The 15761-nt window shown below is 69.4% G+C and carries 14 protein-coding genes; 8 read left to right on the plus strand and 6 right to left on the minus strand.

What is annotated here, in order from left to right:
- Window positions 1–19: 19 nt before the first annotated feature.
- Window positions 20–1705, minus strand: a complete 1686-nt coding sequence (locus ACYVIO_RS26085) for a ribonuclease J (RefSeq protein ID WP_460653506.1) — start codon at window positions 1703–1705, stop codon at window positions 20–22.
- 825 nt (window positions 1706–2530) lie between these two features.
- Here ACYVIO_RS26085 and ACYVIO_RS26090 point away from each other — a divergent pair.
- Window positions 2531–3706, plus strand: coding sequence for a VOC family protein (locus tag ACYVIO_RS26090; protein WP_460653507.1), 1176 nt, complete (start codon window positions 2531–2533; stop codon window positions 3704–3706).
- Window positions 3707–3727: 21 nt separating this feature from the next.
- On the opposite strand, the gene ACYVIO_RS26095 is transcribed toward ACYVIO_RS26090, so the two are convergent.
- From ACYVIO_RS26095 to ACYVIO_RS26105, 3 genes are all read right to left on the minus strand, one after another.
- Window positions 3728–4423, minus strand: coding sequence for a vitamin K epoxide reductase family protein (locus ACYVIO_RS26095; RefSeq protein ID WP_460653508.1), 696 nt, complete (start codon window positions 4421–4423; stop codon window positions 3728–3730).
- Entirely contained in the window at window positions 4407–5069 is a 663-nt protein-coding gene (locus tag ACYVIO_RS26100; RefSeq protein ID WP_460653509.1) for a DsbA family protein, read from the minus strand. The genes ACYVIO_RS26095 and ACYVIO_RS26100 overlap by 17 nt, the downstream gene beginning before the upstream one ends.
- A gap of 289 nt (window positions 5070–5358) precedes the next feature.
- Window positions 5359–5757: a hypothetical protein gene (locus ACYVIO_RS26105; protein ID WP_460653510.1), complete on the minus strand. Its 399-nt coding sequence runs from the start codon at window positions 5755–5757 to the stop codon at window positions 5359–5361.
- Between the two features lie 79 nt (window positions 5758–5836).
- On the opposite strand from ACYVIO_RS26105, the gene ACYVIO_RS26110 reads away from it, so the two are divergent.
- Genes ACYVIO_RS26110 through ACYVIO_RS26120 form a run of 3 tightly spaced genes read left to right on the plus strand, consistent with a single transcriptional unit; the run spans window position 5837 to window position 7736 of the window.
- Window positions 5837–6235 carry an ArsR/SmtB family transcription factor gene (locus ACYVIO_RS26110; RefSeq protein ID WP_460653570.1) on the plus strand — a complete coding sequence of 133 codons (399 nt, stop codon included), beginning with the start codon at window positions 5837–5839 and terminating at the stop codon, window positions 6233–6235.
- Complete coding sequence (locus tag ACYVIO_RS26115; RefSeq protein WP_460653511.1) at window positions 6232–7116, plus strand: cation diffusion facilitator family transporter; 885 nt, start codon at window positions 6232–6234, stop codon at window positions 7114–7116. The genes ACYVIO_RS26110 and ACYVIO_RS26115 overlap by 4 nt, the downstream gene beginning before the upstream one ends.
- Before the next feature lie 14 nt (window positions 7117–7130).
- On the plus strand, window positions 7131–7736 hold the full coding sequence (locus ACYVIO_RS26120; protein ID WP_460653512.1) for a methyltransferase family protein: 606 nt from the start codon (window positions 7131–7133) through the stop codon (window positions 7734–7736).
- A 1278-nt stretch (window positions 7737–9014) separates the two neighbouring features.
- Here ACYVIO_RS26120 and ACYVIO_RS26125 read toward each other — a convergent pair.
- Window positions 9015–9905 (minus strand): RecB family exonuclease, encoded by an 891-nt coding sequence (locus ACYVIO_RS26125; RefSeq protein ID WP_460653513.1) that lies wholly within the window; start codon window positions 9903–9905, stop codon window positions 9015–9017.
- A 226-nt stretch (window positions 9906–10131) separates the two neighbouring features.
- Between ACYVIO_RS26125 and ACYVIO_RS26130 the strand changes: the two genes are divergently transcribed.
- On the plus strand, window positions 10132–10968 hold the full coding sequence (locus ACYVIO_RS26130; protein WP_460653514.1) for an intradiol ring-cleavage dioxygenase: 837 nt from the start codon (window positions 10132–10134) through the stop codon (window positions 10966–10968).
- A gap of 35 nt (window positions 10969–11003) precedes the next feature.
- Window positions 11004–12161, plus strand: coding sequence for a site-2 protease family protein (locus ACYVIO_RS26135; RefSeq protein WP_460653515.1), 1158 nt, complete (start codon window positions 11004–11006; stop codon window positions 12159–12161).
- A gap of 41 nt (window positions 12162–12202) precedes the next feature.
- Here ACYVIO_RS26135 and ACYVIO_RS26140 read toward each other — a convergent pair whose 3' ends face one another.
- On the minus strand, window positions 12203–12589 hold the full coding sequence (locus ACYVIO_RS26140; protein WP_460653516.1) for a hypothetical protein: 387 nt from the start codon (window positions 12587–12589) through the stop codon (window positions 12203–12205).
- Between the two features lie 171 nt (window positions 12590–12760).
- On the opposite strand from ACYVIO_RS26140, the gene ACYVIO_RS26145 reads away from it, so the two are divergent.
- The gene (locus ACYVIO_RS26145) at window positions 12761–13687 is read left to right on the plus strand and encodes a tRNA (adenine-N1)-methyltransferase (RefSeq protein WP_460653517.1); all 927 of its coding nucleotides are present in this window, start codon (window positions 12761–12763) and stop codon (window positions 13685–13687) included.
- Window positions 13688–13841: 154 nt separating this feature from the next.
- Complete coding sequence (gene arc, locus ACYVIO_RS26150; protein ID WP_184794688.1) at window positions 13842–15584, plus strand: proteasome ATPase; 1743 nt, start codon at window positions 13842–13844, stop codon at window positions 15582–15584.
- Window positions 15585–15761 lie beyond the last annotated feature (177 nt).

The raw sequence follows: 15761 nt of genomic DNA on the forward strand, positions 1-15761 counted from the left end.
CTCTGGAACGTTCTTCGACTCAGGCGTCGATGACCACCGGGATGACGACCGGACGGCGGCGCCAGTGGCGGTACGTCCAGTTGCCGACGGCGCGGCCGACCAGCTGCTCGAGCTGGCTCGCGTCGCCGATCGCCTCGGAGGCCGCCCGCGCGAGCGCCTCCTCGATCACCGGGATGACCGGCTTGAACGTCGTGTCGTCGTGGACGAATCCACGCGCCAGGAAGTCCGGCGGCTCCGCCAGCTTGCCGGTGTGTGCGTCGACCAGCAGGACGACGGTGACGACGCCCTCCTCGCCGAGCGTCCGGCGGTCCTTCAGGTTCGCCTCGGTCACGCCGCCGACCGTCATCGCGTCGACGTACACGTACCCGGCCTCGACCTTGCCGGTGATCTTCGCGCGCCCCTGGTGCAGGTCCACGACCACGCCGTCCTCGGCGATGATCACCCGATCGGCCGGTACGCCGGTGCTGACCGCGAGCGCCGCGTTCGCCTTCAGGTGCCGGAACTCGCCGTGCACCGGCAGCACGTTGCGCGGCTCGACCAGGTTGTAGCAGTAGACGAGCTCGCCGGCGCTCGCGTGACCCGAGACGTGCACCTTCGCGTTGCCCTTGTGCACGACGTTCGCGCCCCAGCGGATCAGGCCGTTGATCAGCCCGTAGATCGCGTTCTCGTTGCCCGGGATCAGCGAGCTGGCCATCAGGACGGTGTCGCCGTCGCCGATCCGGATCACGTGGTCACGGTTGGCCATCCGGGCCAGCGCGGCCATCGGCTCGCCCTGCGACCCGGTGCAGACCAGCGTGACCTTGCGGTCCGGGAGCTGCTCGAGCTCCTTCAGGTCGACGATCAGGCCCTTCGGCACGTTCAGGTAGCCGAGATCGCGCGCGATGCCCATGTTGCGCACCATCGAACGGCCGACGAACGCGACCTTCCGGCCGCCCGCCTTCGCCGCGTCCAGCACCTGCTGGATCCGGTGCACGTGGCTGGCGAAGCTCGACACGATGATCCGGCCGGGCGCCGTACGGAAGACCTGGTCGATCGCCGGGCCGAGATCCTTCTCGGCGGTGGTGAAGCCCGGGACGTCGGCGTTCGTCGAGTCCGTCATGAACAGGTCGACGCCCTCCTCACCGAGCCGGGCGAACCCGCGCAGGTCGGTGAGCCGGCGGTCCAGCGGGAACTGGTCCATCTTGAAGTCGCCGGTGTGCAGCACCAGGCCGGCCTTCGTCCGGATCGCGACCGCCAGGCCGTCCGGGATCGAGTGGTTCACCGCGAGGAACTCACACTCGAACGGACCGAACTGGCGCTTCTCGTCCTCCTTCACCTCCACCGTCACCGGCTTGATCCGGTGCTCCTTGAGCTTGGAGGTGATGAACGCCAGCGTCAGCTTCGAGCCGACCACCGGGATGTCGCCGCGCTCCTTCAACAGGTACGGCACACCGCCGATGTGGTCCTCGTGCCCGTGGGTGAGGACGATCGCCTCGATCTTGTCCAGGCGGTCCCGGATCCACCCGAAATCGGGCAGGATCACGTCGACGCCGGGCTGGTGCTCCTCGGGGAACAACACACCGCAGTCGACCACCAGCAACTTGCCCCGGTGCTCGAACACGGTCATGTTCCGGCCGATCTCACCCAGACCGCCCAGAGCGACCACGCGCAGGGCGTCATCGGGAAGGCGGGGCGGCTGACCAAGATCGGGATGCGGATGACTCATAGCCCGGACGTTATCCGAGCCCCCCGTCACCCCGTGGCACCGACCTCACTTCCACGCGTGTGACCAGCACCTCAGAACAAACTTTTCTTGGTACGCGGGGGTGGTGGTTCTGGGGGATTTGGGTGGCCCCCACCCCCTCTGGGGAGCAGGTGGTCGAGCCCGCCCGCCCACCTCTGTGGGAGGTGGTGGGTGCGTTGGCGGGTGTGGTTTGGGGTGCAGGGCGGATTGGTGTTTGCCCAGCTCCGGGCGGTGGTGCAGGTCATCCGGCCCACCCGCCCACTTCTGTGGACAGTGGGAGATGTGCTGGCGGGGGAGCGCCGGGGGTGCGGCCGACGGCGGCCTGTCGCCGAGCTGCAGGTGGTGAACTCCGTCTCCGTGGGGAGCGGTGGATGCGTTGGCGGCTGGGGGCCAGGGGCGATCGGCGTCTGCCCACCTCGGGCGGTGGTGCAGGTGGTCTCGCCCACCCGCCCACTCTGTGAGCGGTGGGAGATGCGCTGGCGGGAGGGCGCCGGGGGGGGGGTGCCTGTCGCCGCGCGCGCGATCAGATCGGGTTCGCCGACGGCGCTGCAGGTGGTGCTCTCCGCCAGCGGTGGACGCGCCGGCGGTGGAGTGCGGTGCGAGCGCGATCGCTGGAGCCGTGGTGCGGGGCTAGGCCAGGGCCGCTCAAGTGCGGCCGACCCCAGGCGTGGTCTGGCCCACCCACGTCTGCGGAGAGTGAGAGATGCGTTGACGCAGGTGCGGCGAGTGCATGGCGGCGCGTAGGCCCAAGCCGGTGGAGCGCTCAGCGGAAGGCGATCGTCCGGGATGGGCTCTACAGTGCCGGGCATGGCAGAGATCGGAACGGACTGGCGGATCGTCGACGGTATTGCGACGGCATGGTTCGACGCGCCTTCGCTGACCGCGGGGGCTGCGCTGGCGGCCCGCGTTCTGGAGCTGGACGCCGAGAGCGCGGTCGACCTGCGCGCGACCGGCCTGCGGGTGCGCCTCGACTCGGGCGAGCACACCGACGCGGTGTCGGCGGCCGCGCGAGAGCTCGGCCTGGCCGCGGACCCCGCCGTACCGCAGCACCTGAGCGTCGTCTTCGAATCCGCGAACCCGTCTGAGCTGGCGCAGTACTGGCAGCGCGTCCTCGACTACACCCCGGGGGAGGACGGCGGCTTGGCGGACCCGTTGCGGCGCGACCCCGCCGTACGGATCCGGCAGTCGAACGAGTCGCGCCCGTTGCGTCACCGCATCCATCTCGACGTCGTACGGCCGAGCGCGGCGGTAGAGCAGGTGGGTCTTGGCGAGGCATCGGGACCGTACGGCGTCTGTCACGCCGACCCCGACGGCAACGAGGTCGACCTGGTGCCGGCTGATGCGCTCGGCGAGACGGCTGCGACAGCCGACTGGCAGGCGGTGTTCAGCGCGGTGGCCTGCTACCGCCTCACCTCGCCGACCCAGCAGCGCGACCTGGCCGCCACCGCAGCGGCGCTGGCGGACGACGCCGGCTTCCCGCTGCTGATCGACCTGCGCCCTGGTCTCGTGATCCTCGACAGCGGCAAGGATCGGTGGGAGGCCGACGCCCACGGCCTCGACCTCGACTTCACCGAGCTCGCCGGAGCCATCCAATCCGCCGCTCACAAGCTCGGCGCCACGGCGGATCCAGGGCTGCCGCGCTTCGTTCAGCTGTTCCTCGACGCCTCCGACGTCGACGCGGTGCGCGCGTTCTGGCTCGCCGTACTCGGATATGCCCCCGACCGGCGAACCGGGCTCAGCGACATCCACGACCCGCGGTGGCTGACCCCGGTGCTCCTGTTCCAGGAGCTCGACGCCTCGGACACGGAACGCCGCCGGCAACGCAACCGCATCCACTTCGAGCTCGCCGTACCGCCGGACCTCGCGCAGGCGCGCCTTGCCACAGCCCTCGCAGCCGGCGGCCGCCTCCTCGACGAGTCGAAGAATCACTGGCGCGTCGCCGACCCCGAAGGCAACGAGTTGGTGATCGTCACCGGCGTCTGAGCCAGGTCCGAGCAGCGGGACTCAGGGGAGGGTTCGCCAGTACGGCCAGAACTGTTCGCCGATCAGCGTGAGCAGCACCACCGCCCAGATCGTCAGCGGCACCGTGTGGAACCGGCTGACCACCGCCACGCCCCGCCGAACGCTCGCGGGCACAGGCAGGTGACCGAGGTTGTGCAGCGTGACGTACCAGAAGATCGGCACCGTCACCGCCCACACCGCCATGCAGTACGGGCACAGCGCCTGAATCCGGTACAGGCTCTGAAAGATCAGCCAGTGCACGAACACGACCCCGAACGTCGCACCCACCTGCAGCCCGACCCAGAACCACCGCCGAAACGACGCACCGGCCAGCAGCGCCGCACCGACCGTCATCACGACAGCGAACCCAGCAATCCCCAGCAACGGATTGGGGAACCCGAAAGCCTCGGCCTGCGGCTTGGTCATCACCGATCCGCACGACAGGATCGGACTGATGCTGCACGACGGCACGTACGCCGGATCGCGCAGCAGCGCGATCTTCTCGACAGTCAGCACGAGCGCCGCGGTCAGGCCGATAGCCCCGCCAACCAGCAGTAGCCACGGCAGCAACTTCGCGTACGGCGTACTGCCGCCGACCGGCACGACGACCGACCCACCGGCGACCGGCGTACCGGCATCCGACGAGTCATCCGACGTACCGGCGCCCAACGCGTCGGACCGCCTACTTGAGCGCGGCATCGATGCTCGCCGTCAGGTCCTGCGCCGACTCAGGCTCCAGCCGCTCGCCGTTCAGGAAGAACGTCGGCGTACCAGTCACCCCAAGCGCTTCGCCATCGGCCACATCGCGCTTGATCCGCTCGAGCGTCGCCGGTTCGGCGTACGCCTTCTCCCAAGCCGCCACATCGAGCCCGAGCTCCTCGGCAAACCCCCGGAACCGACCATCGGCCGGCACCTGCTGCTCGCCCCACTCGCTCTGCGTCTCGTACATCTTCCGGTACATCTCCTCGAACTTGCCCTGCTGCGCAGCAGCCTCGACAGCGCGCGCGGCGCGTTCGGCGTTGAAGTGCCCGGGCAGCGGGAAGTACCGCACGACGAACGTCACCTTGCCGGCGTACGTCTTCCGCAGCTCCTCGACCGCCGGGAACGCGGCCCGGCACGACTCGCACTCGAAGTCGAGGAACTCCACGAAGGTCGCCTTGCCGTCAGCCGCGACGTCGAGTTTGTGACTGTCGGCCCGGACCAGCTGCTCGTGCCGATCCGTGCCGGTGGTGCTGGAGGAGGCGGTGCTGTCGGAGCCGTTGCCGGCATTGACGGCCAGCAAGATGCCGGCCACCACAACGAAGGCGGCAGCGATGCCGATCGAGATACGGGCGTTGGTACTCATGGGTGGTCCTCGATTCAGATGATTCGGAGAGGTCAGTTCGTACGCCGGCCAACGGGCGCGGCGCATGACGAAGCGCGCAGAGACGACCGCGACGGCTAGGTCGCCGAGCGGCGAGGTCGCCGTACGGCGAACAGCAGCGGCCGCGGCGGGGGCAGCGGCAGGTCGTCGCCCGCAGCCCAAGCTGCTGCGGCTCAGCGATCAGCAGCGGGCGCGGTGCACAGAATCCGGCGCCACGCTCGGCCGCCGTACAGAGCCAGAACGGGCAGGCGAGGCCTTCAGCCGAACGGGCCTACGTCCGCGAGATGCGCAGCTGGATCAGCGACGGAGTCGCCGGCCACGGCGGTTCAGGCGGGCCGAATCCCCACCCGGCGTCCATGGAGTCCCGCTGCGAACGCACGGCCACAACCCGCCGTACCCGCGCAACCAACCCGAGCAGCAGCAGCGACACCGACAACCCGACCAACCAGGCCACGGCAAGGTGCGCATGACCCTCATCCGACGGCGAGGTCCCGGGCACATCAGCCAGATCGACATGCAACGGCCCGACCAACTCCACCGCAGCCGCGACCGCAGCGGTCGGCTGCTCACTCGGCTCCGACGAACTGTGGAACGCACACACAGCCACCAGCGCCGCGACCAGCATCAGGCCACGCGCGACGAGCCGCTGCAACGATCCGGAACCGTCCATGTCGCGGCCCAGCGTAGCCAGGCGTTCTCCCTCGCACTTCCCAAGTCGGACATCTTGTCGATAACATCGCCGAATGGCGATGAAGACACCGGTTGACGTTGAATTGCGGACCAGGCCCAGCGAGATCGACGAAACGGCCGCCCTGTCGGTCGCGGCCTGCCTGTTCAACGGCTTCAGCGACGCCTCCCGGCTCGCAATCGTGCGTCACCTGGCACTGGGGGAGCACCGCGTCGTCGACCTGACCGAGCACCTCGGCCTGGCGCAGTCCACCGTCTCCAAGCACCTCGCCTGCCTGCGCGACTGTGGCCTGGTCGAGTCCCGCCCGGTCGGCCGCGCGTCGATGTTCACGCTGACGCACCCCGAAGCCACGCTCGACCTGCTCTCAGCCGCCGAGCGCCTTCTCGCCCTGACCGGTGACGCAGTAGCCCTCTGCCCGAACTACGGCCAGGCCGCCCAGCAGGCGGAGGCAACAGCATGAGCACCCCCGACCAGGCTTCAGGCCTCCGTCCAGAAGCCGGTACGTCGACGCCCGCTGCCGTGCCGGAGGGCGGCGTACCTGCGCCGGGCTCTCGCTTGGAGCTCACGCTGCAGCCGGTGCAGCTCCCGCCCGCCGCCAGCACTTGGACCACCGACCCAGAGCTCCGCCGCAAGCTCAGCCGCCGCGCGCAGCTGCTCGCCGGCGCCTCGGTCACGTACAACGTCATCGAAGCCGTCATCGCCATCACCGCCGGGCTCGTCGCGGGCTCCGTCGCGCTGGTCGGGTTCGGCTTGGACTCGGTCGTCGAGGTTTCCAGCGGCCTGATCATCCTGTGGCAGTTCCGCCACCGCCTGCCCGAGACCCGCGAGAAGCAGGCGCTGCGCCTGCTCGCGTTCTCCTTCTTCGGCCTGGCGGCGTACGTCGGCTTCGAATCGGTCCGAACCCTGATCACCGGCGCCAACCCCGAGACCTCACCGGTCGGCATCGGCCTGGCGATCGCGTCCCTGATCGTGATGCCGTTCCTGTCCTGGGCCCAACGCCGTACGGGCAAAGCCCTGGGCTCCAACGCCGTCGTCGCGGACTCCACCCAAACCCTGCTCTGCACGTACCTGTCCGCCGTCTTGCTGATCGGCCTCCTCCTCAACGCAACCCTCGGCTGGGGCTGGGCGGACCCCATCGCCGGCCTGATCGTCGCCGCCGTAGCAATCCGCGAAGGCCGAGAAGCCTGGCGAGGCGAAGGCTGCTGCTCACCTATCGCAGGCAACGCCGGTGCCGGCAGCGCCAGCGCGGGGAGCACCACCGTGGGCGGCATCGCGGCCGGAGGTGCCACAGCCGCCTGCGGCTGCAGCGGCAGCACCTGCGCCGACGGGTGCTGCAACTGAGCCGGGCCGTGCTGATGGCTGTCTTGGCGCTGGTCCTGTTCGGGATCTACTTCGGCGTCGCCTTCGTGCTCCGTACGGCGCTGCTGGTACGCCGTACCGGCGACCACGGATTCCGCGGCCTCTCCGGGCGACCCGGCAGCGCGCGCTGGTGGGCAGGAGTCCTGTTCGCCCTGGCGTTGCTCGCCGGCCTAGCCGGCCCCATCGCAGCCCTAGCCGGCCTCGACCCAATCGGCGTCCTCGACTCCCCAGCGATCGCCACCGCCGGAGCCGCCGCCGCAGTGGCCGGGATCGCCGCCACCGTCATCACCCAGTACGCCATGGGCACCAGTTGGCGCATCGGCGTCGACGCCGCCGAAACCACGACGCTGGTCACCACCGGCCCGTTCGCCCTGGTCCGCAACCCCGTCTTCACCGCGATGGCCATCACCGGCCTCGGCCTCACCCTGATCACCCCGAACCCCATCGCCCTCGCCGGCGCAGTGACGCTGCTGATCGCACTGCAACTACAAGTCCGAGTCGTCGAAGAGCCCTACCTGCTGACCGCCCACGGCACCACCTACCGCCAGTACGCCGCAACAACCGGCCGCTTCGTGCCCGGCTTCGGACGACTCTCAAGCTGAACGCGAGAGCCACATCGGCTCACGCCAACTCGCTCCATGCACCAACCCGCGGTCTCCACTCGCAGGCCTGATGAGAAGCCATGGGGTGTGGTCCACCAGCCGGTAGCCCCTGCGGTGGTCGCCGATCTCACGAGCATCACCTCCCGGGTGTGGGCGAACCCAACGGCCGAGCACCCCGCACCCGTCGTCGCCGCACGCACGACCCCTCCACAGAGGTAGGCGGGGGGACGACTCCGACGCCACCACCAACCGGGTATGGGCGAAAGCCAATCGGCCATGCACCCGGGTGCGGCTCCGCCAACGCGCGCACCGGCGCTCCACAGTGGTGGGCGAGCGAATCCACCGGTACCACTAGCGGGTGTAGGTGCAGGCCAGTCGGCTGTGCCGCCCCACGCCCCGCCGATGCATGCACTAGCTCCAACGGACGCGGCAGGTGGCGAGACCAACGCAACCACCAGCCAGACGACACCCCGGCCAACCGGCCGCTTCGTCGGCACGCCCCGCCGACGCGTCCTCCCCGGTCCCCGGAGGTGGCGACCATGATCCGCGTCGCACCGCGTGCGATCGCGGGCCTGCGCTGGCCGGGTGGAGGAGCCACGAGCACCACCAACCGGGTGAGGGTGAAACCCATCGGCCGAGCACTCATTCGCCCCCGTCAACGCGTGCAGCGGCTGTCCACAGAGGTGGACGGGTGGGCGAATCCACCGGCACCACCAACCGGGTGTGGGCGAAAGCTAGCGACCGCGCACCCCCGCACGCCCCGTCAACGCGTGCAGCGGCTGTCCACAGAAGTGGGTGGGTGGGCGAGCCCACGGCAACCACCGACCGGGTGTGGGCGAAGCCCAGCGGCCGAGCGCCCCTCCCGCCTCGTCGGCGCGTGCTCCAGCTGTCCACAGAGGTGGGCGGGTGGCGAGTCCACGGCAACTACCGATCGGGTGGGGCGAAGCCCAACGGCCGTGCGCTCCTCCCGCCCCGCCAACGCGTGCTCCAGCTCTCCACAGAGGTGGGCGGGTGGGCGAGCCCACGAGCACCATCAACCGGGTGTGGGCGAGAGCCAACGGCCGTGCAGTCCGCAGGCCCGTCAACGCGTGCACCAACTGTCCACAGAAGCGGGCGGGTGGGCGAGTCCACGGCAACCACCCACCGGGAGAGGGCCCAGCCCAACGGCCGTGCGCTCCTCCCGCCTCGTCGACGCGTGCTCCAGCTCTCCACAGAGGTGGGCGGGTGGGCGAGCCCACGAGCACCACCGACCGGGTGAGGGCAAAACCAATCGGCCGGTCAGCCGTCGATGCCGACCAGGTCTACTCCGGCGGACTCTTCTGCGACCTCTTCCACCGAGCGGGTGGGCAGCGGGGGCGGGGTGCCGCCCCACGCTGGGCAGAGTGCTTTGTGGTCGCACCATTCGCACAAGGGCCCGGGGCTGGGGCGCCAGTCGCCGGATTCGAGGGCTCTGGTGATGGCCTCCCAGAGGGCGGCGACTTTGCGTTCGCAGGCTCGGAGGTCGTCTTCGTCGGGCTCGTAGCGGACGATCTCGCCGTTGCCGAGGTAGACGAGTTGGAGCATCGTCGGGACGACGCCGCGGAGGCGCCACAGGACCAGCGCGTAGAACTTCATCTGGAAGAGGGCCTTGGCCTCGAAGAACTCCGAGGGGGAGCGGCCGGTCTTGTAGTCGACCACGCGGATCTCGCCCGTGGGCGCGACGTCCAGGCGGTCGACGTACCCGCGCAGTGTCAGACCCGACTCCAGCTCGGTCTCCACGTACAGCTCGCGCTCAGCGGGCTCCAGCGCGTTCGGGTCCTCGAGGGTGAAGTACTTGCCGAGCAGCTTGTGCGCCTCGGCCAACCATTTGGCCAGCTGCTCGCCCTCGGCGTCGTCCGCGAACAGCTCGGCGACCTCGGGCTCGGCTTCGAGGATGCGCTGCCACTCGGGCTCCAGCATCCCGACGGCTTGCTCCAAAGTCCGCTGGCCGCGCGGCAGGTCGTACAGACGCTCCAGTACGGCGTGCACGACCGTCCCTCGTACAGCGGCCGACGACGGCTTCTCCGGTAGGCGGTCGACGACGCGGAAGCGGTACTTCAGCGGGCAGCTCATGAAATCGGCAGCGCGGGACGGGGACAGCGCACCGTTCGGGTGGCTGCCGCTGTGCACGACTGCTGCTGCGACGCTCATACCAAAACCCTAGGCGCTGCCACCGACATCCCGCGCACGCACCGCGACGAGCTGTGGACAAGAGGCGAGCCGTCGACGCACACACCGCGACGACCTGTGGACAACTACCCCCAGAGCAACCACGGCCGGAGCAACCACGTTCACAGCAACCTCCCAGCAGACTTTCGGCGAACCATCGGCTCCACTCGGCACGCTGGAGACCTCAAGCGACGGCAAGGGGCACACGATGACACCGCACGAACACGATCTGGGACTGGTCCACGACCTCGGCACACTGCGCCGCCGCAACGTCCTCCGCCTGCTGGCCGGCGCCGGCCTCGCCGTCGTCACCGGCTGCGCGACCGACGACAGCAGCACCGGTACGACGACCACCAGCACCGCCCCAACGGCCTCCAGCCCATCCACAAGCACCAGCAGCCCAACCACCACAGCAGACTGCGTAGACGAGATCCCCGAGGAAACCGCCGGCCCCTACCCAGGCGACGGTTCCAACGGCCCGAACGTCCTCACCGAGTCCGGCATCGTCCGCAGCGACCTCACCAAGTCCTTCGGCTCGTCCACAGGCGTCGCCACCGGCGTACCGCTGACTGTCGAGCTCACCATCCAGGACGCCGACCAGTGCGCCCCGCTCGCAGGCGCCGCTGTCTACCTCTGGCACTGCGACGCCCAGGGCCGCTACTCGCTCTACTCCGACGGTGCCGAGAACGAGAACTACTGCCGCGGCGTCCAGGCCGCCGACGCGAACGGCAAGGTCACCTTCACCACGATCTTCCCCGCGGCGTACGACGGACGCTGGCCGCACATCCACTTCGAGGTGTACGCGTCGCTGACCGAGGCGACGGCGGCCGGCAAGATCAGCGCGACCTCCCAGCTGGCCCTGCCGGAGGACGCCTGCACCGCGGTCTACGCGACCAGCGGGTACGACGGAAGCACCCAGAACATGTCCCGTACGTCGCTTCAGAACGACAACGTGTTCCGCGACGACGGCGCCGAGCACCAGCTCGCGACGGTCAGCGGAAGCGTCGACGCGGGCTACCGGGCGCGGCTCACCGTGGGCGTGTAGCGCGGAGTTACCGGTCGCCCAGTAGGTTTATGCCGATGTCAGAGCCGCGTGAACCTCAGAACCCCGCCCAGCCGGCCGGTGCGCCGCCGCCCGGTACGTGGGTGCTCGGTCGTGTCCGAGGGATCCAGCTGACCATGCGGTTCACCTGGCTTCCGGTGGCGATCCTGCTGGCGCTGGGGTTCTCGGCGATCATCGCGCAGCAGTTCCCGTACCTGTCCGGCGGCTGGCGGTACTTCGCGTCGTTCGCCTTCGTGGTCGCGTTCACGTTGTCGGTGCTGCTGCACGAGCTCGCGCACGCGCTGATGGCGTTGCGGTTCAAGATCTCGGTGACCGAGATCAACCTGGGCTTCTTCGCGGCCGGCACGCACATCGAGGGCGAGCGCAAGTCGCCGCTGGAGGAGTTCGCGATCTCGGTCGTCGGGCCGATCGCCTCGCTGCTGGTCGGCGGTCTCGCGTACGCCGGTTCGCGCGCGCTCGACGAGGGCGTCGCGTACGCCGTCGTGATGCAGCTCGCGGTCGCGAACCTGATCGTGGGTGTCACCAACCTTCTGCCGGGGCTGCCGCTGGACGGCGGCTGGGTCGTTCGGGCTGCGGTCTGGAAGGCGACCGGGAACATGCACACCGGCACGATCGTGGCCGCGTGGGCCGGCCGGGTCATCGCGATCGGAGTACTGGCCGCGCCGGTGATCCTGGAAGAAGTCTTCGACCGGAATCCGACGTTGATCGACTTCGTGATCGCGCTGGCGGTCGGGTTCTTCCTGTGGATGGGTTCGACCGCGTCGCTGATGCAGGCGCGGCTCAAGCAGAAGCTGCCCGCGCTGCAGGTGCGTTCGTTGGCACGCCGCGCGATCGCGGTCCACGCCAGTACGCCGATCTCCGAGGCCGTCCGACTCGCTGCGCAGGGCCAGGCCGGTGCCGTCGTGGTCATGGACGGCGACGGCAAGCCGCACGCGCTGGTCCAGGAGGCCGCCGTCACCGCGGTCGCCCCCAACCAGCGCCCGTGGACCACGATCGGCGAGGTTGCCACCCGGATCGGCGCGGGCCACATCATCGGCGTCAACGACACCGGCGAGGAGATCCTCGCCACCCTCCGCAAGAACCCCGCCTCGGAGTACCTCGTCCTGGACACCCACGGCCAGGTCTACGGCGTCCTTGCGACGGCCGACGTAGAACGAGCCTTCCGCCGCCGCTGAGCGCGGGCGGGCGCGTACGCCGGCCGAACGGCTCTAAGCCGTCACCAGATCAGCACCCCGCCGCCGACCGCCAGCGCTCGCTCGGCGGCGCGGCGGATGTTGGCCAGCCGAGCGGCGACGACCTCGGTCGTTTGCGCCCGGCTGTCGCCCGGCCGGCTCGGATTCGGGTGGGGCACCACCTGGTCGAGGTGATCGCGCAGCAGGTCGCACTCGACCAGGAACGCCGGTACGTCGGCCGGCTCGACCGTCAGGTCGCCGCCGTCGAGCTGCGGGAAGAAGCGGGCACCGAGCGCCCGGGCGCCGTCGCCGCCCCACACCGTCCGCCGCCAGTTCTCGAACCCGGCGAGGTCAGAACCGTCCTCGGCGTCGTCCAGCAACTCGTGGTTGCCGTCGCCGCCACGGAGGAAGGTGTGCACGAGCAGGCTCACGCCGTCATCCCACCACGGTTCCGGCCGTCTGCCCGTACGCCGTACCGCCGATCCGTGCGTACGCCGTACGGCCGGCACCCGAGGACTCGGCCGCCGACCTGCGCGTACGCCGTACGCGCTGACCCCCACGATTCGGGGAGCGGCGACCCGCCGAAGTAAGGTGTGCGCCTTATGTCTGATCTGCGTGATTTTCCTGATGCGGCGTTTTCCGGGGTTCATCATGGGCCGTTGCAGCCGGGGGAGTGGATCACGTTGTCCGACTCCAAGGGGCGGCGGCACTCGGTGTTCCTGGAGCGCGGGAAGACGTTCCACACCACCAAGGGCGGGATCGAGCACGACACGCTGATCGACGGCCCGGACGCGGTGACGATCCGGTCCAAGGGCGGCGTCGAGTACCTCGCGCTGCGGCCGCTGATGGCCGACTACTCGGTGTCGATGCCGCGCGGCGCGCAGGTGATCTACCCGAAGGACACCGCGCAGATCGTGACGATGGCCGACATCTTCCCGGGCGCGAAGGTGGTCGAGGCGGGCGCCGGGTCCGGCGCGCTGACGACCGCGCTGCTGCGGGCGGTCGGGATCCACGGCGAGGTGATCTCGTTCGAACGGCGCGAGGACTTCGCCGAGGTCGCCCGCAAGAACGTCACCGGCTTCTTCGGCGCCGAGCACCCGGCCTGGCGGCTCGAGGTCGGCGACCTGGTCGAGAAGCTCGACGAGACCGACGTTGACCGCGTCGTACTGGACATGCTGGCCCCCTGGGAGTGCGTTGACGCCGTGGCGGGCGCCCTGGCCCCGGGCGGGGTGTTCTGCGCGTACGTCGCCACCACGACCCAGCTGAGCCGCTTCGTCGAGACGCTGCGGGCGCACGGCGAGTTCACCGAGCCGCGGGCCTGGGAGTCGCTGGTCCGCGACTGGCACGTCGAGGGACTCGCGGTCCGGCCCGGTCACCGGATGCAGGGACACACCGCGTTCCTGGTCACCGCGCGGCGGATGGCGCCCGGCGTACAGGCCCCGATGAAGAAGCGCCGGCCGGCGCCGGGCGCGTACGGCGACGACTATTCCGGACCGCGTAGATCCGAATCGGCGCAGGACACGCCCTGACGTCGCGCCAAACTGTCCGCGCCGTGCTGTATTAATGCGCAACAGGCTCGACCAGGCAACGGTTCTATCCGCAACCGACACGTGATGGGATTCAGCTTGCCCGGCGAGGTTTTCTGGGTAAGGTCCATAGGGTCGAGCCCCACATGGTGAGGTGATGATCGTGGCTGGAGACGAGAGTCCTACCGCGGCAGAGCTGCGTAACCAGGTCCGTTACCTGGAGGCCGAGGTCGCAGCGTTGCGGCGTCGGTTGCTGGAGCACCCGGCTGACAGCCGGTCGCTCGAGAGCAGGCTGTCCGAAACCCAGGCGTCCTTGGCGAGCGTGACCGCGCAGAACGAGCGGTTGGCGGACACGCTGCGCGAGGCCCGAGAGAAGATCATCGCTTTGAAGGAGGAGGTCGACCGGCTGGCGCAACCGCCGTCCGGTTTCGGGACCTTCCTCGGCCGCAACGACGACGACACGCTGGACGTGTTCACCGGAGGCCGTAAGCTCCGGGTCGCGGCGAGCCCGTCGGTTGACCTGGACGCGCTCAAGCTCGGCCAGGAACTGATGCTGAACGAGGCGCTGAACGTGGTCGAGGCCTGCGACTTCGAGGTCGTCGGCGACGTGGTGATGCTGAAGGAGCTGCTGGCCGACGGCGAGCGGGCGCTGGTGATCGCGCAGGCCGACGAGGAACGGATCGTCCGGCTCGCGTCGCCGCTGCTCGACCAGCCGTTGCGGGCCGGCGACTCCCTGCTGCTGGAGCCCCGCTCCGGCTACGTGTACGAGAAGATCCCGAAGTCCGAGGTCGAGGAGCTGGTGCTCGAAGAGGTCCCGGACATCGACTACACGCAGATCGGCGGCCTGTTCGGCCAGATCGAGCAGATCCGGGACGCGGTCGAGATGCCGTACCTGCACAAGGACCTGTTCCTGGAGCACGAGCTCAAGCCGCCGAAGGGCGTACTGCTGTACGGCCCGCCCGGCTGCGGCAAGACGCTGATCGCCAAGGCGGTCGCGAACTCGTTGGCCAAGAAGGTGGCCGAGCGGACCGGTGTCGAGGGCAGGTCGTTCTTCCTCAACATCAAGGGTCCCGAGCTGCTCAACAAGTACGTCGGTGAGACCGAGCGGCACATCCGCCTGGTCTTCCAGCGTGCTCGCGAGAAGGCCTCCGAGGGCATGCCCGTGATCGTGTTCTTCGACGAGATGGACTCGCTGTTCCGCACCCGTGGATCGGGGGTGTCCTCCGACGTGGAGAACACCATCGTCCCGCAGCTGCTGAGCGAGATCGACGGCGTCGAGGGCCTCGAGAACGTGCTGGTCATCGGCGCCTCGAACCGTGAGGACATGATCGACCCGGCGATCCTGCGGCCGGGCCGGCTGGACGTGAAGATCAAGATCGAGCGTCCGGACGCCGAGGCGGCCCGGGACATCTTCTCGAAGTACCTGACCACCACGCTGCCGCTGCACCCCGAGGACCTGAGCGAGTTCGGCGGCGACCGGGGCGAGTGCGTGAGCGGGATGATCCAGCGCACGGTCGAGCGGATGTACACCGAGGCCGACGAGAACCGGTTCCTGGAAGTCACCTACGCCAACGGTGACAAGGAGGTCCTGTACTTCAAGGACTTCAACTCCGGCGCGATGATCCAGAACATCGTCGACCGGGCCAAGAAGATGGCCATCAAGGCGTTCCTCGACGACCAGCAGAAGGGTCTGCGCGTGCAGCACCTGCTGCAGGCCTGCGTCGACGAGTTCAAGGAGAACGAGGACCTGCCGAACACGACCAACCCGGACGACTGGGCCCGCATCTCCGGCAAGAAGGGCGAGCGGATCGTCTACATCCGCACGCTCATCTCCGGCAAGCAGGGCACCGAGCCGGGCCGATCGATCGACACGGCCACGAACACCGGTCAGTACCTGTAGGAAGCGTTGCGCGAACCGCCTCGAAGCCCAGTGGGTTCCGGGGCGGTTCGCCATTGTGGGGGACCTGCACCGTTCCGGTTCTGGCGCAAGGGACCTGGCACTACCTGAGCCCCTGGTCGTCGCAAGGGGTGGACAGGGGTTTCCCCCGATTCCCGGTCGGGGTCGGCCGCCGTACCG

It is taken from the genome of Kribbella endophytica, assembly GCF_054781295.1.

What these genes read in the sequence shown, in the direction of transcription:
- ACYVIO_RS26105 (WP_460653510.1), bottom strand. Translation starts at nt 5,757, where the DNA reads ATGGACGGTTCCGGATCGTTGCAGCGGCTCGTCGCGCGTGGCCTGATG.
- arc (WP_184794688.1), top strand. Translation starts at nt 13,842, where the DNA reads ATGATCGTGGCTGGAGACGAGAGTCCTACCGCGGCAGAGCTGCGTAAC.
- ACYVIO_RS26115 (WP_460653511.1), top strand. Translation starts at nt 6,232, where the DNA reads ATGAGCACCCCCGACCAGGCTTCAGGCCTCCGTCCAGAAGCCGGTACG.
- ACYVIO_RS26090 (WP_460653507.1), top strand. Translation starts at nt 2,531, where the DNA reads ATGGCAGAGATCGGAACGGACTGGCGGATCGTCGACGGTATTGCGACG.
- ACYVIO_RS26100 (WP_460653509.1), bottom strand. Translation starts at nt 5,069, where the DNA reads ATGAGTACCAACGCCCGTATCTCGATCGGCATCGCTGCCGCCTTCGTT.
- ACYVIO_RS26130 (WP_460653514.1), top strand. Translation starts at nt 10,132, where the DNA reads ATGACACCGCACGAACACGATCTGGGACTGGTCCACGACCTCGGCACA.
- ACYVIO_RS26135 (WP_460653515.1), top strand. Translation starts at nt 11,004, where the DNA reads ATGTCAGAGCCGCGTGAACCTCAGAACCCCGCCCAGCCGGCCGGTGCG.
- ACYVIO_RS26085 (WP_460653506.1), bottom strand. Translation starts at nt 1,705, where the DNA reads ATGAGTCATCCGCATCCCGATCTTGGTCAGCCGCCCCGCCTTCCCGAT.
- ACYVIO_RS26095 (WP_460653508.1), bottom strand. Translation starts at nt 4,423, where the DNA reads ATGCCGCGCTCAAGTAGGCGGTCCGACGCGTTGGGCGCCGGTACGTCG.
- ACYVIO_RS26110 (WP_460653570.1), top strand. Translation starts at nt 5,837, where the DNA reads ATGAAGACACCGGTTGACGTTGAATTGCGGACCAGGCCCAGCGAGATC.
- ACYVIO_RS26125 (WP_460653513.1), bottom strand. Translation starts at nt 9,905, where the DNA reads ATGAGCGTCGCAGCAGCAGTCGTGCACAGCGGCAGCCACCCGAACGGT.
- ACYVIO_RS26120 (WP_460653512.1), top strand. Translation starts at nt 7,131, where the DNA reads ATGGCTGTCTTGGCGCTGGTCCTGTTCGGGATCTACTTCGGCGTCGCC.
- ACYVIO_RS26145 (WP_460653517.1), top strand. Translation starts at nt 12,761, where the DNA reads ATGTCTGATCTGCGTGATTTTCCTGATGCGGCGTTTTCCGGGGTTCAT.